This window comes from Mycobacterium sp. 1245111.1, assembly GCF_001673405.1.
In the GTDB taxonomy this organism is placed as follows: domain Bacteria; phylum Actinomycetota; class Actinomycetes; order Mycobacteriales; family Mycobacteriaceae; genus Mycobacterium.
This window is the reverse complement of record NZ_LZLV01000146.1, coordinates 106,170-126,095: the sequence shown is the minus strand read 5'-3', so window position 1 is coordinate 126,095 and position 19,926 is coordinate 106,170. Positions and strand designations below refer to the sequence as shown.

The following is a 19,926-nucleotide window of genomic DNA, read 5'->3' as shown; positions in this document are numbered from 1 at the left end:
GTAGCGTCATCGGAACAAAGCGGACTGTGGTCCGGTTAAATCATGCGAGGATGTATATCAACCATCGAAGGGACTGGAGAGTATGCCGGACACCAAAGTGTTGGCGCTGGTAGGAAGCCTGCGTGCCGCGTCGATCAACCGTCAGATCGCTGAGCTGGCCACCGAGGTGGCCCCGGACGGCGTTACCGTCACCGTCTTCGAAGGCCTGGGTGACCTGCCGTTCTACAACGAGGAGATCGACGACGCGATGAACCCGCAGGCCACCGCCGTGGCGCCGGTGGCTGCGCTCCGTGCGGCGGCCGCCGACGCCGACGCTGCGCTGGTGGTGACCCCCGAATACAACGGGAGCTACCCGGCCGTGGTCAAGAACGCGATCGACTGGTTGTCCCGGCCATTCGGAGACGGCGCGCTCAAAGGCAAGCCGCTGGCCGTGATCGGCGGGTCCTTCGGTCAGTACGGCGGCGTGTGGGCGCACGACGACACCCGCAAGGGGTTCGGGATTGCCGGCGCTCGGGTGCTCGACGGCATCAAACTGTCAGTTCCGTTCAAGACGCTGAACGGTCAGCATCCGCGCGATCACGCCGACGTGGCTGACAACGTGCGTGACGTGCTGGGCAAGCTGGCCGCCGAAGTCGGCTGATTTCCGTCGACGCGCCCCAGTGGTTTCACACCACTGGGGCGCTTTGCTGTGCGAAGCCGGACGGGTCGAGATGTCGGTGCCGGGTGGTAATGCTGTCCGTACACCGTTGCGAGGCCATTTTGTGACCTGCGACACGCCGAGGACGCTCCGGGCCGGGGCTTACGACCAGGGAATTTCATGAATGTTTTTCCGAACATCTTGTATCTCGACTTATCATCGACCACTAGGTGTAGTGTTTCCGACACCGACGGACCCCAGCTTCATCTGGTCGGTCGGGATGCGCCAGCCGACAGCAAAACCCGGCTGACGTGAACCGGCTAGACGGGAATTCTGCGGCGTGTCGGTTCGCTGAATAGCAGTACTTGAGTGGTAGCCAGTCCGTGTTCGACAGTCAGACAGAGGGGTTGTACCGCCAATGAGCGTCACCGTTTACACCAAGCCGGCCTGCGTGCAGTGCAACGCCACCTACAAGGCGCTGGACAAGCAGGGCATCGCCTACGAGAAGGTCGACATCACCTTGGACTCCGAGGCGCGCGACTACGTGATGGCGCTCGGCTATCTGCAGGCCCCCGTCGTGGTGGCCGGCAACGACCACTGGTCGGGCTTCCGTCCGGACCGGATCAAAGGGCTCAGCGGAGCCGTACTCAGCGCCTAACGGCAAACGGCGCAGTTAAGACTAGGGAGGGGATCGCCGTGCCGTCCTCCAGCTTGGTGTATTTCTCCAGCGTCTCGGAGAACACACACCGATTCGTGCAGAAGCTGGGTATCCCGGCAACGCGGATACCGCTGCACGAACGTATCGAGGTTGACCAGCCCTACGTGCTGGTGCTGCCGACATACGGCGGCGGTCGGGCGACTCCGAACATCAACGACGGTGGCTACGTCCCCAAACAGGTCATCGCCTTTCTGAACAACGAACACAACCGATCGTTGATCCGCGGCGTCATCGCCGCGGGCAACAACAACTTCGGTGCTGAATTCGCCTATGCGGGCGACGTGGTGTCCCGCAAGTGCGGCGTCCCTTATCTCTATCGCTTCGAACTGATGGGTACCCCGGACGACGTGGATGCCGTCCGCGCGGGTCTCGCTGACTTTTGGAAGGAACAGACGTGCCAACAACCGTCGCTGCAGAGCCTGTAACCACCGGCGCCCACGCTCATGCTGCCGGGAGCCCGGCGGAGACTGACTACCACGCGCTCAATGCGATGCTGAATCTGTACGACGCAGACGGCAAGATTCAGTTCGACAAGGACCGTGAGGCCGCGCATCAGTACTTCCTGCAGCACGTCAACCAGAACACGGTGTTCTTCCACAATCAGGACGAGAAGCTCGACTACCTGATCAAGGAGAACTACTACGAGCGTGAGGTGCTCGACCAATACAGCCGCAATTTCGTCAAGACGCTGCTGGATCGCGCCTACGCCAAGAAGTTTCGGTTCCCGACCTTCCTCGGCGCGTTCAAGTACTACACCTCGTACACGCTGAAGACGTTCGACGGCAAGCGCTATCTGGAGCGTTTCGAAGACCGCGTCGTGATGGTGGCGCTGACGCTGGCGTCCGGCGACACGGGGCTGGCCGAGAAGCTGGTCGATGAGATCATCGACGGCAGGTTCCAGCCGGCGACGCCGACCTTCCTCAACTCCGGCAAGAAGCAGCGCGGTGAGCCGGTGAGCTGCTTTCTGCTGCGCATCGAAGACAACATGGAGTCGATCGGACGCTCGATCAACTCCGCGCTGCAGCTGTCCAAGCGCGGCGGGGGAGTCGCGTTGCTGCTGAGCAACATTCGCGAGCACGGCGCGCCGATCAAGAACATCGAGAACCAGAGCTCGGGCGTCATCCCGATCATGAAGCTGCTCGAGGACTCGTTCTCCTACGCCAACCAGCTGGGTGCGCGTCAGGGCGCCGGCGCGGTGTACCTGCACGCGCATCACCCCGACATCTACCGCTTCCTGGACACCAAGCGGGAGAACGCCGACGAGAAGATCCGAATCAAGACGCTGAGCCTGGGCGTGGTGATCCCGGACATCACCTTCGAACTGGCCAAGAACAACGAGGACATGTACCTGTTCTCGCCGTACGACGTCGAGCGCGTCTACGGGTTGCCCTTCGCCGACATCTCGGTCACCGAGAAGTACTACGAGATGGTCGACGACGCGCGGATCCGCAAGACCAAGATCAAGGCGCGCGAGTTCTTCCAGACGCTGGCCGAGTTGCAGTTCGAGTCGGGCTACCCCTACATCATGTTCGAGGACACGGTGAACCGGGCCAACCCGATCGAGGGCAAGATCACCCACTCGAACCTGTGCTCGGAGATCCTGCAAGTCTCCACCCCGTCGGTGTTCAACGACGACCTGTCGTACTCCAAAGTGGGTAAAGACATTTCGTGCAACCTGGGCTCGCTGAACATCGCCAAGACGATGGACTCGCCGGACTTCGCCCAAACCATCGAGGTTGCCATTCGCGCGCTCACCGCGGTGAGCGACCAGACCCACATCTGGTCGGTCCCGTCGATCGAGCAGGGCAACAACGACTCGCACGCGATCGGGCTCGGGCAGATGAACCTGCACGGCTACCTGGCCCGCGAGCGCGTCTTCTACGGGTCCGAAGAGGGCATCGACTTCACCAATATCTACTTCTACACGGTGCTCTACCACGCGCTGCGCGCCTCGAATCGCATTGCGATCGAACGCGGTTCGCACTTCAAGGGCTTCGAGAACTCGAAGTATGCCTCTGGTGAGTTCTTCGACAAGTACACCGAGCAGGTCTGGGAACCCAAGACCGACAAGGTGGCTCAGCTGTTCGCCGACGCGAACATCCGCATCCCGAACCAGGAAGACTGGCTGCGGCTGAAGGAGTCCGTGCAGCAGCACGGCATCTACAACCAGAACCTGCAGGCCGTGCCGCCAACCGGATCGATCTCCTACATCAACCACTCGACGTCGTCGATCCACCCGGTCGCGTCCAAGATCGAGATCCGCAAGGAAGGCAAGATCGGGCGGGCGTACTACCCGGCGCCGTATCTGACCAACGACAACCTGGAGTACTACCAGGATGCCTACGAAATCGGTTACGAGAAGATCATCGACACCTACGCGGCGGCCACTCAACATGTGGACCAAGGGCTTTCGCTGACGCTGTTCTTCAAGGACACCGCGACCACCCGCGACGTCAACAAGGCCCAGATCTACGCCTGGCGCAAGGGCATCAAGACGCTGTACTACATCCGGCTGCGGCAGATGGCGCTGGAGGGCACCGAAGTCGAGGGCTGCGTCTCCTGCATGCTGTGATCGTTGCCGCCGAGTGTGAATTCAGCGACGTCTCTACGGCGTGTCCCGTCGCGAGATTCACGCTCGACCGCGTGAGGAATGCCAGGTCAGGGACCGCACCAGAGTATGGTGCTTGACGTGGTCAGAATTCCCCGGCCTCCGCTGCCGCACCCCGGGCCCAAGCCCGCGGTGAAGGTCGACGCGCGCAGCGAACGCTGGCGTGAGCACCGCAAGAAGGTGCGCGCGGAGATCGTGGAGGCGGCGTTTCGCGCCATCGACCGGCTCGGCCCCGACCTGAGCGTCCGCGAGATCGCCGAAGAAGCCGGCACCGCGAAACCCAAGATCTACCGGCATTTCACCGACAAGGCCGACCTGTTCCAGGCGATTGGGGAGCGTCTGCGCGACATGCTGTGGGCGGCGGTCTTCCCGTCGATCGACTTCGCCAACGACTCGGTGCGCGAGATCATCCGCCGCACGGCGGAGGAGCACGTCAACCTCGTCGACGAGCATCCCAACGTGCTGCGGTTCTTCATCCAGGGCCGCTTCCCGGAGCAATCCGAGTCGGCCACCCGGACCTTCAGCGAGGGCCGCGAGATCACGCTGGCCATGGCTGAGATGTTCAACAACGAACTGCGCGAGATGGAGCTCGATCCGGGCGCCTTCGAACTGGCGGCATTCGCGACGTATGGCTGTGCTGCAGCGGCCACCGACTGGTGGCTGGGCTCCGACGTGGACAGCCCGCGGCGGATGCCCCACGACCAGTTCGTGGAGCACCTGACCACGATCACCATGGGGGTCATCAGCGGCACCGCGGAGATGCTCGGCATCAAGCTAGACCCTGACCAGCCGACTCACGAAGCGATGCCGCGCAACTCCGCTGCCAGCTAGCGGGCGGCGTTGCTACCCTCGGTACCGGATATTCGAGGAGGACCGGCGGACATGACTATTACCGAATCGACCACCCAACCCGACGCGCCGGCCACGCCGGTCCGGACCCGCGCGCTCATCATCGGAACGGGATTCGCCGGGCTGGGCATGGCGATCGCGCTGCAGCGCCAGGGCGTCGACTTCGTCATCGTGGAGAAGGCCGACGACATCGGCGGCACCTGGCGCGACAACAGCTACCCCGGTTGCGCCTGCGACGTCCCGTCGCACCTCTACTCGTTCTCCTTCGAGCCGAAAGCGACTTGGAGCAAGCTGTTCTCGCCGCAGCCGGAGATCCTGGACTACCTCCAGGGTGTTGCCGACAAGTACGGTCTGCGCCGCTACATCCGCTTCGGACAGAAGGTGAGCCGCGCGCACTGGGACGACGGCGAATACCGCTGGCACGTCTTCACCGAGTCGGGCGAGGAGTACGTCGCGCAGTTCCTGATCTCGGGCGCGGGCGCGTTGCACATCCCGCGAACACCGGACATCGAGGGCATGAGCGAATTCCGCGGCCCCGCATTCCATTCCGCGCAGTGGGACCACAGCGTCGACCTGACCGGCAAGCACGTCGCGGTCATCGGCACCGGCGCCAGCGCCATCCAGATTCTGCCGGAGTTGGTGCGACCCGACGCCGGCGTTGCCGAGGTGCAGCTCTACCAGCGTACCCCACCGTGGGTGGTGCCGCGGCCGAACAGCTTGCTGCCCAACGCGGTTCGCAAGGCCTTCGCGACGGTGCCGGGGCTGAGGTTCTTGGTGCGCTCCGGCATCTACTGGGGGCTCGAGGGTCTCGGATTCGCGATGACCCAACGCCCGGGCCTGCTGCGGGCCGTCGAGTTGGTCGGCCGGTGGAACATTCGCCGCTACGTGAAGGACAAGGACCTGCGTCGCCGGCTCACCCCGAGCTACCGCGCGGGCTGCAAACGAATTCTCTACTCCGGCAACTACTACCAGGCGGTCGCCAATCCGAAGGCGACGTTGATCACCGAGGGGATCCGCCGCATCACCGCCAACGGCATCGTCACCGCCGACGGTGTCGAGCATCCCGTTGACGTGATCGTCTACGCCACCGGTTTTCACACCACCGACTCCTACACCTACGTCGAGGTGAAGGGTCCGCGCGGTGAGGATCTGGTGGATCGCTGGAACCGTGAAGGCGTCGTCGCGCACCGCGGCATCGCGGTGGCCGACATGCCGAACCTGTTCTTCCTGCTCGGCCCAAACACCGGTCTGGGTCACACGTCTGTGGTGTTCATGATCGAGTCGCAGATCCATTACGTCGCCGAGGCGATTGCCGCGGTTGACAAGGCGGGGGCACAAGCGTTGGCGCCCAGCCGTTCTGCGCAGGATCGATCGAATGCGGAACTGCAGACGAAGCTGGCCGGTTCGGTGTGGAACACCGGTGGCTGCAGCAGCTGGTATCTCGACGACCACGGCGTCAATCGGACCCTTTGGAGCGGCATGACGTGGCAGTACTGGCGCGACACCCGCTCGCTCAAGCTTGCCGAGTACAAGTTCTTCGGGGTGGGCACCGGCGCGCGGACAAAAATCAGCGCCTAGCTTGCCTGCTGGGCGAACTGTCGAAGGTTCAGCCGCATGATCCGGTCCAGGGTCCGGTCGGAAACCAGGCGGCTGACCCACGCCAGCATCGAGGCGTCGCGTCCAATGGTGTAGCGAGTCCGGGGTCGGGCGGCGGTAGCGGCCTTCGCGATCACCTTGGCCGCGGATTCCGCGGAGGCACCGGTCGCATCGAACGAACGAGCTTGTGCCGTCACGGCTCTCACCAGGGTGTCGTAGCGGGAGCGCTGCGCCGTCGTCATGGTCGCCGTCAACTCTTCCGCGGTGGCGATTCCACGCTCGGCGATCTCGGTCTTGACCGCGCCAGGCTCGATGATGACGACTTTGATTCCGGTATTGCCGGTCTCGCGTCGCAGCGCATCACTGACAGCCTCCATCGCGAACTTCGATCCGGCGTAAGCGCCGTACGTCGGTAACGCGACCTTGCCGCCGATCGAACTGATGTTGACAACGGTGCCCGAACTGTTCAGCAGGGCAGGAAGCAGCGCCTGCGTCATCGCGATGTGGCCGAACAGGTTGACGTCGAATTGCCGGCGCCACTGCGCAATCGGCAGTATTTCCAGTGGCGCGTTGACGGCGATCCCGGCGTTGTTGACCAGTGCACGAAGCGGCCGGCTCTGCGGATCGCGGGCGACCCGTTCGGCGATCGCGGCGACGTCGGCGTCTGAGGTGATGTCCAAGATGCAGGGTTCGATGCCGTCGACAGAGCGGAGCGCTTCGGCGTCGACGTCGCGGCGAACGCCCGCCAATACGTGAAAGCCTTTGCGCGCCAACTCTTTAGCGGTGGCAGCGCCTATACCCGTCGATGCGCCGGTCACGACGACTAGTTCAGTGCGCTCCATGGCAGGCCTCCGACGGGATTTCAGTTGACGTTGTCTACTCAAGTTAGATGGCTCAGTTGACATTGTCAACTTAAGGGCAGGCATATGCTCTGCTGATGTCGACACGGGCCGAGAGCGCCGCAGCGACGCGCCGTTCGCTGATCGACGCGGCGGGGACCCTGCTCGATCTCGGCGGGCCCGAGGCGGTGACGCTGCGCGAGGTCGGGGCCCGCAGTGGTGTGTCACGCTCAGCGGCGTATCGCCACTTCACCGACAAGGAGTCGTTGCTGACCCAAGTGGCCGCCAACGGGCTGAGCGAGTTGGGTGATGCACTGGAAGCGCTTGTCGCCAGCGAGAATTCACCCGAGATGTGCCTGCGATCCGGTCTGCTCGCCCTGATCGACGTCGGCCGTAACCGGCCGCACCTGTACCGGCTGATGTTCAGCACGCCGACCGGGGATATCGCGGGGGCGGTCCAGGCGGCCGAGCGTACCCAGAACCTGTTCCTCGAGATCGTGGCTCGTATCACCGGACCGCGACAGGCACACCGTTACGGTGCGCTCCTTTTGACGACGACCCACGGCATCACCGGGCTTGACCTCAGCGGCCACCTTGATATGGCCAAGTGGCACACCACGGCTGAAGAGCTGGTCGATACGGTCATCTCACTACTGCCGAAGTCGAAGTAACTGGGCGAACATGTCGGCGGCCGCGTCGACGCCGGCGTCGTCGCCGGTAGCGACCAAATCCAACAGCAGCCCCCGAATGACCGCCAGCCCGAGTCGCGCCGCGGCTGGCTCGGCCAGACCCTCGGTGAGCTTCAGCCAATCGTCGACGGCGCCCGGAACCATCCGGTCAAATGGCTGCTCCCCGTTGGCGGCTCGCGCATAGCACTCGAAGAAGAGACGTTCGAACGGGCGCAGTTGCGGTCGCCGGACGTCGGCCCACATCGCGGCGAAGTGATCGCCGGGATCCGACGGCAGATTGGGCAGGACCGTCATCTGACGGCGCTCGATCTCCTCGATGATCGCCAGCAACAAGTCTTCGCGAGAGCCGAAGTGGTGCAACAGCATTCGGTGGCTGGTCCCGACCGCTGCCGCAACGTCACGCAGCGACCGGTCGCCTACGCCACCCGCGGCGAACTCGTCGACCAGCTTGTCCAGTAGCTGACCGCGCCGGCTCCGATCAGGAGGGCTGGCCACTGGCGCGATGAAGTTGCTCAGAGCGGTTCTTGAGCCCTCGAGCCTCGAGTTCGAGGAAGCGTTTGGTTTTCTTGAGCATCATCCGTCCGACCAGGGCGCCGAGCACGCCGCGTTGCTCGAGTTGCTGACGCACCAAAGTCCGGCCGTCGGGCTGCGGGATGACCCAGTGGCGAGCGCTCACGTTGACTCCGGGTGATCGTTGCACCCAGGTCCACGACGATCCGGCGTCGAGCTCGGTGACTTTCCAGACCAGCTTCGCCATGCCTGGCTGTTTGATCGAAAACTGTTTGCCGACAGCCAAATTGGCGCCATCTTGGCCGACCAAGGAGGTCACCGATTCGGTCCAGTCCGGCCAGTGCTCGACGTCGCTGAACACCTGCCACACCAATGCCGCGGGGGCGTCGATCTCGATACTGTCTGCAGTCACCATGTACCAAATGGTACATGGTCGGCGCGGGCGTGCCTAGGGGGCGATTGCGGTGGACAATCGGGGGTACGCAGAGCACGGGGCTGCCTCCCGCGCGACACGCGAAAACACAAGTTGTTGTGTTCCATCGCCTTGTCGTACCCCAGGGGTAGTGTTTGTGACCTACGTAACGTCGACTATTTGTCCTGGTGAAGTGGGGTTCTGGTGACTGATGGAATGAAGCTGATCGACCGGGTCTCCGCGATCAACTGGAACCGTTTGCAAGACGAGAAGGACGCGGAGGTCTGGGAGCGGCTGACCGGAAACTTCTGGCTGCCCGAGAAGGTGCCGGTGTCCAACGACATCCCGTCCTGGGGAACGCTCACGCCCAACGAGAAGCAGTTGACGATGCGGGTGTTCACCGGGCTGACGCTGCTGGACACCATCCAGGGCACCGTCGGCGCGGTCAGCCTGATTCCCGACGCGCTGACGCCGCACGAGGAGGCGGTGTACACCAACATCGCGTTCATGGAGTCGGTGCACGCCAAGAGCTACAGCTCGATCTTCTCCACGCTGTGTTCGACGGTCGAGATCGACGAGGCCTTCCGCTGGTCGGAGGAGAACCCGAACCTGCAGCGCAAGGCCGAGATCGTGATGGAGTACTACCGCGGCGACGATCCGCTCAAGCGCAAGGTGGCCTCGACGCTGCTCGAGAGCTTCCTGTTCTACTCCGGGTTTTATCTGCCGATGTACTGGTCGAGCCGGGCCAAGCTGACCAACACCGCCGACCTGATCCGGCTGATCATCCGTGACGAGGCCGTGCACGGCTACTACATCGGCTACAAGTTCCAGAAGGGCCTGGCCAACGCGGACACGGCGCGCCAGGCCGAGCTCAAGGACTACACCTATGACCTGCTCTACGAGCTGTATGAGAACGAGGCCGAGTACACCCAGGATCTCTACGACGAGGTCGGCCTGACCGAGGACGTCAAGAAGTTCCTGCGCTACAACGCCAACAAGGCGCTGATGAATCTCGGTTACGAGGCGCTGTTCCCGCGCGAGGAGACCGACGTCAACCCCGCGATCCTGTCGGCGCTGTCGCCGAATGCCGACGAGAACCACGACTTCTTCTCCGGATCGGGTTCGTCGTACGTGATCGGCAAAGCCGTCGTCACCGAGGACGAGGACTGGGACTTCTAGACCTGGGTTAGGCCTTGGTGATCACAAGCGATCCATTTCGCGTGCCATCGCGGCGTCTTCCATGAAGGCCTCCCGATGGTGGTGGTGAGGCCGCTCGTGTTCGGCGCGCCGAGTTGGGCTCCAGATCTCCGCGCGACTCGCCGCATAAACACCGGCGATCCAGTTGGCGATGCGACGCCCAATGCGGTTGCGCGGCAGCGCAGCTGGACTGGAAGCCGAAAGACCGGGAAGGACAAATGCATTCGCGCCGACCGTGATATCAGTCATCTCAACCCGCCTTGTGTCGATTGATGACTCGACGTTACGAATTGGTGGCCGCGATGCGCATCGCGCTCGGGTTCGATCTTGATGTACTACTCCAGGGGGACGGTTGTCGATGCGCCTACGACCTAGGCAGTAGGCGATCCGTGTATCTACACCCGTCGAAATCGCTTGACCAGTAGAAGCTTTGCCAGGCTGGCCGCCGCTCCGACGGTCCCTCCGACATAGGCTTTCATCGTCTGCGCAATCCATGGCTTCTCGGCGGTGGCAAGAGAGGCCAGCCACCGGGCAGCCTCGTCGCGGTGGGCGGTGTCGTAGACCCGCACCGGGCATGGCATCCATTTGCCGATGCTTCGTCCTGGGTCCCGTATCCAGTCGATGTCTGTGACCATCGCGCAACCGTCAAGGACGGGGAGGTAGCGTGCGCCGAGCCGGCTGTCCGCCCAGAGCGCTCCCAAGGTGAAGCGGTCGAAGGCCGGCCCAAATTGGTAAAGCAGCCGCAAACGCTGGCTACTTTCGCGGTGCCGGTCGACCAATGGCGCGAATACTCGAGCGTAATCGCTGGCGGTGAGTGTCCCTCGGGCTTCGAGACCCTCCACGCTGTCCGGAAGATCGGGTATCTCCGCAAGCACGACTCCAGTTAATCAGCGCGCCAAGGCATGTCAAACCGCGGCGGGCGGTCAGCAGACCTGGACCGACACGATTTCAGTACGCGCCACGGCCTTCTCACGATCTGCGGCCAGAGCCAACCGCCGTGGATCGGCCATGTAACTGTCCATCGCCTCTTGAGATGCCCACTCGAACAGCTGAATTTCCAGTGGCCGACCGTGAGCGCCGTCAGTTCGGGCGCGGTGCACCACCCGTCCATCGTGCAGACCGACCAGCGTCAGTACCGCATCTTCGTACGCAATAAGCGAGTTCTCCATCCCTGAATGTGCCCACAAGTACACGTACATCGTCTGCTTCACGGTCGAAGGGTGACACGCAGTACTGGTATTCCCAAACGGTTTTCGCCTCTACTGGTGCGAATCACGCCGGAGGGTCGACAATCGGAATCCACGACAAGCGACGTTCCGCCTTCGAGCCACGCCGCGTGCCAACATGATTCTGGAATATTCACGGACGTTTGCCGGTCCATCGGAATCCACTACAGGCGAGGAACCGAATATAACACTGTTATCGACCGCGGGGACCATTCCAGAGCTCCCGTGAACGGCGGGTGAATTGTGCACCCAGTCGGGTGCGAAAGTGGCGACGCCGACCCGCAGCATGAACACTGTTGCGGTGGCGATGACACCAGCTTCTGCCGCCGCTTCGGCGGCGAACTTCTTTCGTTCCGTGATCAAGTGGCTGCAGGTCGGCTACCCCGACGGTGTTCCCGGGCCCGACCGCGTCGCGCTGTTGGCGCTACTGCGCGCGACTCCGCTGACCGAGGACGAGATCTCCAAGGCCGTCGACACGATCGACGAGGAAGAGCTGTCGGCAAGCGGCATCGACCGCGACGTGCTCGCGGATTTCATCTCCGAGATGACGCACTACGACGCCGGTCCGGAGAACATCGCGCGGGTGGCCGCCCGATTGGCCGCCGCCGGCTGGCCGCTGTCCGGGATCGACAGCAACGAGACGGCTACGGCCCCCGAGGCCTAACTCACAGCGTCGAGACGTCGATCACGAAGCGGTAGCGCACGTCGCTGGCCAACACCCGCTCGTAGGCCTCGTTCACGTAATCCGCCTCGATGACTTCGATTTCGGGCAGCGTGTTGTGCTCCGCGCAGAAGTCCAGCATCTCCTGGGTCTCGGCGATGCCGCCGATGTTGGAGCCGGACAGGCTGCGACGGGCCAGCGCCAGCGGGAAGGCCGGCACTTCCATCGGGTGCTCGGGGATGCCCAACTCGACCAGCGTTCCGTCGACGTCCAGCAGACCCAGGTAGGCGCCGAGGTCGAGGTTCGCCGAAACGGTGTTCAGGATCAGGTCGAAGCTGCCGCTCAACTTCTTGAAGGTGTCGCGGTCGGCGGTGGCGTAGTAGTGCTTGGCGCCTAGGCGCAGCCCGTCTTCCATCTTCTTCAGCGACTGGGACAGCACGGTCACGTCGGCGCCCATCGCGGCGCCGAGCTTGACGCCCATGTGCCCCAGGCCGCCCAACCCGATGATCGCCAGCCGGGTATCGGCGCCCGCCTTCCAGTGCCGCAACGGCGAAAACAGCGTGATCCCTGCGCACAGCAGCGGTGCCGCGGCGTCCAGCGGCAGCGAGTCGGGGATCCGCACGACGAAGTTCTCGTTGACGACCACGGCCTGGCTGTAACCGCCCTGGGTGACGGTGCCGTCCTTGTCGATGGAGTTGTAGGTGAACGTCGCGCCGTTCTTGCAGTACTGCTCGAGCCCGGCGCTACAGCTGCTGCAGTGGCCGCAGGAGTTCACCATGCAGCCCACGCCGACGTGGTCGCCGACCTTGTGCTTGGTGACCTCGGATCCGACGGCGGAGACGACGCCGGCGATTTCGTGGCCGGGCACGATCGGGTAGTTGGGAACACCCCACTCGGCTTTGACCGTGTGGATGTCGGAGTGGCAGATGCCGGCGAACTTGATGTCGATGGCGATGTCGTGCGGCCCGGGTTCGCGGCGCTCGATCGTGGTCTTGCTCAGATGCCCCGACTTATCGGAGGCGGCGTACGCGGAAACGGTGCTCATCAGCAATCCTCTTCAGTGCGCGTGATTTCGTATCGAATTCCATTGAACGCCATCCAGATTAGCATAGACAATCTATGTAGTTCGTTGAGTGAGTTCGACCTCACAGCGCCGGCTAATTGATGGGCGCGTTGATCCAGCGCAGGTCGTCGATGACGCCGCGGGCGGCGACCACGCCTCCGCCGGTCTGCCAGATCTCGTTGTTGACCACGAAGACCCGGTTGTCGCGGGTGGCCGACAGCCGGCGCCACGCGTCGCTGTCGAAGATGGTCGGCGCGCGGTCCTTGGCCGCCGGCGAATCGAACGACACGTAGACCACGTCGCCGTCGGCCGCGGCGAAATTCGCGTTGCCCGACAGGTCGTTGTCAGTGCTACCCACCTCGATGTAGGCCTTGTCGGTAAACCGTTGCGCCGCAGGACGATCCACGCCCACGGTGGTCAGCACGCTGCCCGGGAAGTTGTCGGCGCCATAGATCCGCACGGCGTTCTCGGTGAACTGCACGATCGACGCCTGGTAGTGGGTGGCGTCATGTGCGGCTCCGTCGTCGTGGGCCTTGGTGGTGAAGTGATCGATCACATCGTTGGCGGCTTCGGCCCGTGCGGTCGCCTCGCCGACTCCGCGCAGGTTGTTCTGCCAGGCGGCGCCGGGGGCGCCGGTGAAGACCGTCGGCGCGATTGCCGCCAAGTCGCCGTACAGCTTCGGCGTCAGGGCCTGCGAGCCGAGGATCAGGTCGGGCTTGGCGGCCTTGATCGCCCCCAGGTCGGGGTGGCTGCGGGTGCCCGCGCCCGGCAGTTTGTGCACCACGGTGCCCAGGTAGGACGGCTGGTCCGGCGAGCCATCCGGCAGCGCGGCAGCGACGATGCGTGATTGCAGACCCAGCGCGCACAACGCGTCGAGCTGGTCGCCGGACAGCACGACGATGCGCTGCGGGTCGGCGGGGACCTCGACGGTATCGGGTTGCGCCCCGGCCGCGTTGTGCGCAATTCGCGGCGACGCCGGAGCGTCCAGGCCGGCCGGCTCCGGTGCACAGGACTCGTCGGGTCGCCGCTGATTGCCCAGCACGCCCGCGCCCGCGATCTGAGTGGTGCTGGTGATCACCGACGCCGAGGGCGCATTGTTGCCGTGAGAACCCGACGTGCACCCGCTGCACGCGGCGATGGACATCGAGGCCGTGATCGCGGCGGCCAGCGCGGGTCGCACACCCCTGAGCAGCACGGGTCCGACGTTAACATCTGGCCAGGTAGAGCCGACTCCGGCAAGCACCCGGAGGTGCCGTTCAAAAGTATTCACCGGCCCATTACGACAGTTTGTAGGACCTGTCCGTCGTGGCGTCCACTCGACGGCTAGACTCAAAACCCTGTGATCGCGGTTGCCCTGCTCGACGTTTGGAGGAGCTCTTGACTGCCGAAGCCCCCCCTTTGGGAGAACTCGAGGCTAGTCGCCCGTACCCAGCCCGAACAGGCCCCAAGGGCAACCTGATCTACAAGCTGATCACCACCACCGATCACAAGCTGATCGGGATCATGTACGTGGTCACCTGCTTCATCTTCTTCTTCATCGGTGGCCTGCTGGCGCTGCTGATGCGCACCGAGCTGGCCGCGCCAGGACTGCAGTTCCTGTCCAACGAGCAGTTCAACCAGCTGTTCACCATGCACGGCACGATCATGCTGCTGTTCTATGCGACCCCGATCGTGTTCGGGTTCGCCAACCTGGTGTTGCCACTGCAGATCGGCGCGCCGGATGTGGCCTTCCCGCGGTTGAACGCGTTCTCGTTCTGGCTGTTCCTGTTCGGCGCGATGATCGGCATGGCCGGCTTCATCACTCCCGGTGGGGCCGCCGACTTCGGTTGGACCGCTTACACGCCGCTGACCGACGCCATCCACTCGCCCGGTGCCGGTGGCGATCTGTGGATCATGGGCCTGATCGTCGCCGGTCTGGGCACCATCCTCGGTGGCGTCAACATGATCACCACTGTCGTCTGCATGCGGGCACCGGGTATGACGATGTTCCGGATGCCGATCTTCACCTGGAACATCCTGGTGACGTCGATTCTGGTGCTACTGGCCTTCCCGCTGTTGACCGCCGCGCTGTTCGGGCTCGCCGCCGACCGGCACCTGGGCGCACACATCTACGACTCGGCCAACGGCGGAGTTCTGTTGTGGCAGCACCTGTTCTGGTTCTTCGGACACCCCGAGGTGTACATCGTCGCGCTGCCGTTCTTCGGCATCGTGACCGAGATCTTCCCGGTGTTCTCTCGCAAGCCGATCTTCGGTTACACCACGCTGGTCTACGCGACGCTGTCGATCGCCGCGCTGTCGGTGGCGGTGTGGGCGCACCACATGTTCGCCACCGGTGCGGTGCTGCTGCCGTTCTTCTCGTTCATGACCTACCTGATCGCGGTGCCGACCGGCATCAAGTTCTTCAACTGGGTCGGCACGATGTGGAAGGGGCAGTTGACGTTCGAGACACCGATGCTGTTCTCGATCGGCTTCATGATCACGTTCCTGCTGGGTGGCCTGACCGGTGTGCTGCTGGCCAGCCCGCCGCTGGACTTCCACGTCACCGACAGCTACTTCGTGGTGGCCCACTTCCACTACGTGCTGTTCGGCACCATCGTGTTTGCCACCTTCGCCGGCACCTACTTCTGGTTCCCGAAGATGACCGGGCGTCTGCTCGACGAGCGACTGGGCAAGCTGCACTTCTGGTTGACCTTCATCGGTTTCCACACGACGTTCCTGATCCAGCACTGGCTGGGCGACATCGGCATGCCGCGTCGTTACGCCGACTACCTGCCCACCGACGGGTTCCAGCCCTACAACATGGTGTCCACGATCGGCGCGTTCATCCTTGGCGTATCGATGATTCCGTTCGTCTGGAACGTCTTCAAGAGCTGGCGTTACGGAGAGGTCGTCACGGTCGACGACCCGTGGGGTTACGGCAACTCGTTGGAGTGGGCGACCAGTTGCCCGCCGCCGCGGCACAACTTCACCGAGCTGCCGCGCATCCGCTCCGAGCGCCCCGCGTTCGAGCTGCACTACCCGCACATGATCGAGCGGATCCGCGCGGAGGCGCACGTGGGTCGGGCACACGGCCCGGCCGACGGCGACGTCACCAGGGTCGACGACGTCAACGTCCGCTCGTAATGCCTTATCGCCGAGGCAATCTGGGGTGAGTACCCCCCGCAAGGTGTCGGCATTGATCACCGTCACCGGTCACGACAAACCGGGCGTGACGTCGGCGCTGTTCGGCGTGCTGTCAGAGCACAAGGTCGAGTTGCTCAACGTCGAGCAGGTGGTGATCCGGGGCCGCCTGACCCTGGGCGTGCTGGTGACCGCACCCGCGGAAGTCGTTGACGGCCAAGCCTTTCGCGACGAAGTCGAGGCGGCGGTTCACTCGGTGGGCCTCGAGGTTTCCATCGAGCGCAGCGACGATCTGCGGATCATCCGCGAACCCTCGACGCACACGATCATGGTGCTCGGCCGTCCGATCACAGCCGAGGCGTTCGGCGCGGTCGCACGCGAAGTCGCGTCGCTGGGCGTCAATATCGACCTCATCCGCGGCGTCTCCGACTATCCCGTAACAGGACTCGAGCTTCGCGTCTCCGTACCACCGGGTGTGGGCGGTCAACTGCAGGAGGTGCTGACGCGGGTCGCCGGCGAGGTCGGTGTCGACGTCGCGCTGGAGGACTACAACATCGCGCGTCGGGCCAAGCGGCTCATCGTGTTCGACGTCGACTCGACGCTGATCCAGCAGGAAGTCATCGAAATGCTCGCGGCGCGCGCGGGCGCCGAAGAAGCGGTCAAGGCGATCACCGATGCCGCCATGCGCGGCGAATTGGACTTCGCCCAGTCGCTGCTCCAGCGTGTCGCAACGCTGGCCGGCCTGCCCGTCGAGGTGATCGACGAGGTCGCCGAAGACGTGGAGCTGACCCCGGGCGCCCGGACCACGATTCGCACGCTGCGCCGACTGGGCTATCACGTGGGCGTGGTCTCCGGCGGCTTCCGTCAAGTCATCCAACCGCTCGCGGACGAGCTGATGCTGGACTTCGTCGCCGCAAACGTGCTCGAGGTCGTCGACGGCAAACTCACCGGGCGGGTCGTCGGCGAGATCGTCGACCGCGCCGGAAAAGCCAAGGCGCTGCGCGACTTTGCCGCTCAGGCCGGCGTGCCGATGGCGCAGACGGTCGCCGTCGGCGACGGCGCCAACGACATCGACATGTTGGCCGCCGCCGGTCTGGGCATCGCGTTCAACGCCAAGCCCGCACTGCGGGAAGTCGCCGACGCGTCGCTGAGCCACCCCTACCTGGACACCGTGCTGTTTCTGCTCGGCGTGACCCGCGGTGAGATCGAGGCCGCCGACGCGCTCGACGGCGTGGTGCGCCGCGTCGACATCCCTCCGGACTAGGCGCCGACGGTGCTGGTGTGACGCAGGATGAGCCGCGTCGACATCCCGCTCGATCACTAATCGGCGCGGTACGGCACGATGGGCGGGTGGCCGACGGTAGCGAGGCAGTAGACCCCGACCTACTGATCGACTTCACCGAGGTGTCGCTGATCCGCGACGGCCACACTCTGGTCGGGCCGGTGACGTGGTCGGTCGAACTCGACGAACGCTGGGTGATCATCGGTGCCAACGGCGCGGGCAAGACGTCGTTGCTGCGGATCGCCGCCGCCGCCGAGCACCCCACGTCGGGACGCGCGGTCGTGCTCGGCGAGCGACTAGGCCGGGTCGACATGTCCGAGCTGCGGTCGCGGGTGGGGTTGAGCTCTTCGGCTCTGGCACAGCGCATCCCCGGCAACGAGGTGGTCCGCGATCTGGTCGTCTCCGCCGGCTACGCGGTGCTCGGTCGGTGGCGGGAGAAGTACGAAGACGTCGACTACAACCGCGCCGTCGACATGCTCGAGAGCCTGGGCGCCGAGCATCTTGCCGACCGCCGCTACGAAACCCTGTCCGAAGGCGAGCGCAAGCGAATCCTGATCGCGCGGGCGCTGATGACCGACCCCGAGCTGCTGCTGCTCGACGAGCCCGCCGCCGGCCTCGACCTGGGTGGACGAGAGGAGCTGGTGGCACGGCTGGCCGACCTGGCCGCCGACCCCGACGCGCCCGCACTGGTGTTGGTCACCCACCATGTCGAGGAGATTCCGCCCGGCTTCAGCCACTGCATGCTGTTATCGGAGGGGCAGGTCGTCTCCGCGGGACTGCTGTCCGATGTGCTGACCGGAGAGAACTTGTCGGCAGCGTTCGGCCAGTCGATCGAGGTAGACGTGCTCGACGGGCGTTACTTCGCCCGTCGCACCCGCACCCGCGCGGCACATCGGAGGCGTTCATGACCGACGACACGTTTGTCCCGTTGCCGGTGCGCCCGGCCGCGACCGTGATGCTGGTGCGTGACGACCCCGACGGCAAGCACGGTCTCGACGTCTTCTTGATGCGACGCCACTCGAAGATGGAGTTCGCCCCGGGGACGATGGTGTTTCCCGGCGGCGGCGTCGACGACCGCGACCGCAACGCGGACATCGCATGGGCCGGACCGCCGCCGCAATGGTGGGCGCAGCGGTTCGGCACCGACACCGAGCTGGCCGCGGCGCTGGTGTGCGCGGCGGCCCGGGAGACATTCGAGGAGTCCGGGGTCTTGTTCGCCGGCCCCGCCGACGATCCGGACGGAATCGTTCGTGACGCCTCGGCCTACGCCGACGCCCGCCGCGCGCTGGACGACCGGACGCTGTCGTTCGCCGACTTCCTGCGCCGAGAAAACCTGGTGTTGCGATCGGATCTGCTGCGGCCGTGGGCCAATTGGGTTACCCCGGAAGCCGAGCGGACCCGCCGCTACGACACCTACTTCTTCGTCGGAGCCCTGCCGGACGGTCAACGGGCCGATGGCGACAACACCGAATCCGACCGCGCGGAGTGGACGACGCCGCAGGACGCCATCGCCGACTTCGAAGGCGGCCGCTGCTTCCTGCTTCCGCCGACCTGGACGCAGCTGGACTCGCTGAACGGGCGCACGGTAGCCGATGTGCTGTCGGTCGAGCGTCAGATCGTCACCGTGCAGCCGAATGTCGAAATCGACGGCGACAACTGGATTTTCGAGTTCTTCGACTCCGACCGCTATCACCGGGCGCGCAAGGCCGGCGGCCAGCGATGGCACGTGTGACCGAGTTCGTCAGCGTCCACCTCGACACCGACCGTCCCGGCGTCGGGGCCGTCGTGTTGTCCAGGCCTCCGACCAACGCACTCACGCGGCAGGTGTACCGGGAGATCGAGCAGGCCGCGGCCGAGGTCAGCGGTCACGACGGCATCTCCGCCGTCATCCTGTTCGGCGGCCACGAGATTTTCTCCGCCGGTGACGACATGCACCAACTGCGCACCCTGACCGCGGCGGAGGCCGAGAGCTGGATACGCGTGCATCGCGCTGCCGTCGACGCGATCGCGGCGATTCCCAAACCCACCGTCGCCGCGATCACCGGATACGCACTCGGCGCCGGACTCGGCCTGGCACTGGCCGCCGACTGGCGAGTCAGTGGCGACAACGTCCGGTTCGGCGCGACGGAGATCCTGGCCGGGCTCGTTCCCGACGGCGAGGCCATGGCGCGGCTGGCCCGCACGGCCGGGACCAGCAAGGCCAAGGAGCTGGTGTACAGCGGCCGGTTCTTCGACGCCGAGGAGGCGCAGGCGCTGGGCCTGATCGACGAAATGGTGGCCCCCGATGGCGTGTACGACGCCGCCGCCGTCTGGGCGAGCCGCTTCGTCGACGCGCCCCGGTCCGCGCTTGCCGCCGCCAAGGCTGGCCTCGACGACGTCTACCGCGTTGCTCTGGCCGAGCGATGGGATGCCGAGCGACGGCGCTACCTGGAAGTTTTCGACGCGAATTTGCGACGACCGACGACGCAGCCGACCTAAGGTATTGAGCTAACTCACACCTGCGGGCGAGGGAGGTCGCG

22 protein-coding genes are annotated in these 19,926 nt (G+C 64.6%); 14 read left to right on the top strand and 8 right to left on the bottom strand.

Going from position 1 to position 19,926, the window contains the following annotated elements; translation table 11 throughout:
• The first annotated feature begins 82 nt into the window (after positions 1–82).
• From A5658_RS24345 to A5658_RS24320, 6 genes are all read left to right on the top strand, one after another.
• The gene (locus A5658_RS24345) at positions 83–640 is read left to right on the top strand and encodes an NAD(P)H-dependent oxidoreductase (protein WP_067341367.1); all 558 of its coding nucleotides are present in this window, start codon (positions 83–85) and stop codon (positions 638–640) included.
• 415 nt (positions 641–1,055) lie between these two features.
• A complete protein-coding gene (locus A5658_RS24340) occupies positions 1,056–1,295 on the top strand; it encodes a redoxin NrdH (protein WP_067341364.1) in 240 nt (79 codons plus the stop codon).
• Positions 1,296–1,333: 38 nt separating this feature from the next.
• Positions 1,334–1,780 (top strand): class Ib ribonucleoside-diphosphate reductase assembly flavoprotein NrdI, encoded by a 447-nt coding sequence (nrdI, locus tag A5658_RS24335; RefSeq protein WP_067341361.1) that lies wholly within the window; start codon positions 1,334–1,336, stop codon positions 1,778–1,780.
• The gene (nrdE, locus tag A5658_RS24330) at positions 1,750–3,927 is read left to right on the top strand and encodes a class 1b ribonucleoside-diphosphate reductase subunit alpha (RefSeq protein ID WP_082993395.1); all 2,178 of its coding nucleotides are present in this window, start codon (positions 1,750–1,752) and stop codon (positions 3,925–3,927) included. Before nrdI ends, nrdE begins: the two co-directional genes overlap by 31 nt.
• 117 nt (positions 3,928–4,044) lie before the next feature.
• On the top strand, positions 4,045–4,794 hold the full coding sequence (locus A5658_RS24325; protein WP_156751629.1) for a TetR/AcrR family transcriptional regulator: 750 nt from the start codon (positions 4,045–4,047) through the stop codon (positions 4,792–4,794).
• Between the two features lie 51 nt (positions 4,795–4,845).
• Complete coding sequence (locus A5658_RS24320) at positions 4,846–6,390, top strand: NAD(P)/FAD-dependent oxidoreductase (protein ID WP_067341351.1); 1,545 nt, start codon at positions 4,846–4,848, stop codon at positions 6,388–6,390.
• Here A5658_RS24320 and A5658_RS24315 read toward each other — a convergent pair.
• Entirely contained in the window at positions 6,387–7,250 is an 864-nt protein-coding gene (locus A5658_RS24315) for an SDR family oxidoreductase (protein WP_067341349.1), read from the bottom strand. The genes A5658_RS24320 and A5658_RS24315 overlap by 4 nt on opposite strands.
• 95 nt (positions 7,251–7,345) lie before the next feature.
• Between A5658_RS24315 and A5658_RS24310 the strand changes: the two genes are divergently transcribed.
• Entirely contained in the window at positions 7,346–7,918 is a 573-nt protein-coding gene (locus tag A5658_RS24310; RefSeq protein WP_067341347.1) for a TetR/AcrR family transcriptional regulator, read from the top strand.
• On the opposite strand, the gene A5658_RS24305 is transcribed toward A5658_RS24310, so the two are convergent.
• Both A5658_RS24305 and A5658_RS24300 read right to left on the bottom strand, forming a co-directional pair.
• Positions 7,898–8,431, bottom strand: a complete 534-nt coding sequence (locus A5658_RS24305; RefSeq protein ID WP_067341344.1) for a TetR/AcrR family transcriptional regulator — start codon at positions 8,429–8,431, stop codon at positions 7,898–7,900. The two genes, A5658_RS24310 and A5658_RS24305, sit on opposite strands and share 21 nt — an antisense overlap.
• Positions 8,415–8,861 carry an SRPBCC family protein gene (locus tag A5658_RS24300; RefSeq protein ID WP_067341341.1) on the bottom strand — a complete coding sequence of 149 codons (447 nt, stop codon included), beginning with the start codon at positions 8,859–8,861 and terminating at the stop codon, positions 8,415–8,417. The genes A5658_RS24305 and A5658_RS24300 overlap by 17 nt, the downstream gene beginning before the upstream one ends.
• A 201-nt stretch (positions 8,862–9,062) precedes the next feature.
• On the opposite strand from A5658_RS24300, the gene nrdF reads away from it, so the two are divergent.
• On the top strand, positions 9,063–10,037 hold the full coding sequence (gene nrdF, locus A5658_RS24295) for a class 1b ribonucleoside-diphosphate reductase subunit beta (RefSeq protein WP_197503209.1): 975 nt from the start codon (positions 9,063–9,065) through the stop codon (positions 10,035–10,037).
• Between the two features lie 21 nt (positions 10,038–10,058).
• Here the strand turns inward: nrdF and A5658_RS24290 are convergent, their stop codons facing one another.
• The 3 genes from A5658_RS24290 to A5658_RS24280 all read right to left on the bottom strand — a co-directional run bounded on the left by A5658_RS24290 (position 10,059) and on the right by A5658_RS24280 (position 11,266).
• The gene (locus tag A5658_RS24290; protein WP_067341334.1) at positions 10,059–10,304 is read right to left on the bottom strand and encodes a hypothetical protein; all 246 of its coding nucleotides are present in this window, start codon (positions 10,302–10,304) and stop codon (positions 10,059–10,061) included.
• Positions 10,305–10,450: 146 nt separating this feature from the next.
• On the bottom strand, positions 10,451–10,897 hold the full coding sequence (locus tag A5658_RS24285; RefSeq protein WP_231997435.1) for an STAS/SEC14 domain-containing protein: 447 nt from the start codon (positions 10,895–10,897) through the stop codon (positions 10,451–10,453).
• An 81-nt stretch (positions 10,898–10,978) separates the two neighbouring features.
• On the bottom strand, positions 10,979–11,266 hold the full coding sequence (locus A5658_RS24280) for a hypothetical protein (RefSeq protein WP_197503208.1): 288 nt from the start codon (positions 11,264–11,266) through the stop codon (positions 10,979–10,981).
• A 322-nt stretch (positions 11,267–11,588) separates the two neighbouring features.
• Between A5658_RS24280 and A5658_RS24275 the strand changes: the two genes are divergently transcribed.
• A complete protein-coding gene (locus A5658_RS24275; RefSeq protein WP_197503213.1) occupies positions 11,589–11,945 on the top strand; it encodes a DUF3349 domain-containing protein in 357 nt (118 codons plus the stop codon).
• A gap of 1 nt (position 11,946) precedes the next feature.
• On the opposite strand, the gene A5658_RS24270 is transcribed toward A5658_RS24275, so the two are convergent.
• Positions 11,947–12,987 carry an NAD(P)-dependent alcohol dehydrogenase gene (locus A5658_RS24270; RefSeq protein WP_067341328.1) on the bottom strand — a complete coding sequence of 347 codons (1,041 nt, stop codon included), beginning with the start codon at positions 12,985–12,987 and terminating at the stop codon, positions 11,947–11,949.
• 112 nt (positions 12,988–13,099) lie between these two features.
• Positions 13,100–14,200 (bottom strand): iron-siderophore ABC transporter substrate-binding protein, encoded by a 1,101-nt coding sequence (locus A5658_RS24265; protein WP_197503207.1) that lies wholly within the window; start codon positions 14,198–14,200, stop codon positions 13,100–13,102.
• A gap of 182 nt (positions 14,201–14,382) precedes the next feature.
• On the opposite strand from A5658_RS24265, the gene ctaD reads away from it, so the two are divergent.
• Genes ctaD through A5658_RS24240 form a run of 5 tightly spaced genes read left to right on the top strand, consistent with a single transcriptional unit; the run spans position 14,383 to position 19,885 of the window.
• Positions 14,383–16,128, top strand: coding sequence for a cytochrome c oxidase subunit I (ctaD, locus tag A5658_RS24260; RefSeq protein WP_067341461.1), 1,746 nt, complete (start codon positions 14,383–14,385; stop codon positions 16,126–16,128).
• Positions 16,129–16,153: 25 nt separating this feature from the next.
• Positions 16,154–17,389: a phosphoserine phosphatase SerB gene (gene serB, locus A5658_RS24255; protein ID WP_067341325.1), complete on the top strand. Its 1,236-nt coding sequence runs from the start codon at positions 16,154–16,156 to the stop codon at positions 17,387–17,389.
• A 59-nt stretch (positions 17,390–17,448) separates the two neighbouring features.
• A complete protein-coding gene (locus tag A5658_RS24250) occupies positions 17,449–18,315 on the top strand; it encodes an ABC transporter ATP-binding protein (protein WP_156751634.1) in 867 nt (288 codons plus the stop codon).
• Positions 18,312–19,139: an NUDIX hydrolase gene (locus A5658_RS24245; RefSeq protein WP_067341319.1), complete on the top strand. Its 828-nt coding sequence runs from the start codon at positions 18,312–18,314 to the stop codon at positions 19,137–19,139. The genes A5658_RS24250 and A5658_RS24245 overlap by 4 nt, the downstream gene beginning before the upstream one ends.
• On the top strand, positions 19,127–19,885 hold the full coding sequence (locus A5658_RS24240) for an enoyl-CoA hydratase (RefSeq protein WP_067341316.1): 759 nt from the start codon (positions 19,127–19,129) through the stop codon (positions 19,883–19,885). Before A5658_RS24245 ends, A5658_RS24240 begins: the two co-directional genes overlap by 13 nt.
• Positions 19,886–19,926 lie beyond the last annotated feature (41 nt).

Excerpts from the sequence above, each read along its gene's own strand:
- A5658_RS24245 (WP_067341319.1), top strand. The coding sequence starts at position 18,312 with ATGACCGACGACACGTTTGTCCCGTTGCCGGTGCGCCCGGCCGCGACC.
- A5658_RS24240 (WP_067341316.1), top strand. The coding sequence starts at position 19,127 with ATGGCACGTGTGACCGAGTTCGTCAGCGTCCACCTCGACACCGACCGT.
- A5658_RS24270 (WP_067341328.1), bottom strand. The coding sequence starts at position 12,987 with ATGAGCACCGTTTCCGCGTACGCCGCCTCCGATAAGTCGGGGCATCTG.
- A5658_RS24320 (WP_067341351.1), top strand. The coding sequence starts at position 4,846 with ATGACTATTACCGAATCGACCACCCAACCCGACGCGCCGGCCACGCCG.
- A5658_RS24345 (WP_067341367.1), top strand. The coding sequence starts at position 83 with ATGCCGGACACCAAAGTGTTGGCGCTGGTAGGAAGCCTGCGTGCCGCG.
- A5658_RS24275 (WP_197503213.1), top strand. The coding sequence starts at position 11,589 with ATGACACCAGCTTCTGCCGCCGCTTCGGCGGCGAACTTCTTTCGTTCC.
- A5658_RS24315 (WP_067341349.1), bottom strand. The coding sequence starts at position 7,250 with ATGGAGCGCACTGAACTAGTCGTCGTGACCGGCGCATCGACGGGTATA.
- A5658_RS24340 (WP_067341364.1), top strand. The coding sequence starts at position 1,056 with ATGAGCGTCACCGTTTACACCAAGCCGGCCTGCGTGCAGTGCAACGCC.
- A5658_RS24300 (WP_067341341.1), bottom strand. The coding sequence starts at position 8,861 with ATGGTGACTGCAGACAGTATCGAGATCGACGCCCCCGCGGCATTGGTG.
- A5658_RS24290 (WP_067341334.1), bottom strand. The coding sequence starts at position 10,304 with ATGACTGATATCACGGTCGGCGCGAATGCATTTGTCCTTCCCGGTCTT.
- A5658_RS24310 (WP_067341347.1), top strand. The coding sequence starts at position 7,346 with ATGTCGACACGGGCCGAGAGCGCCGCAGCGACGCGCCGTTCGCTGATC.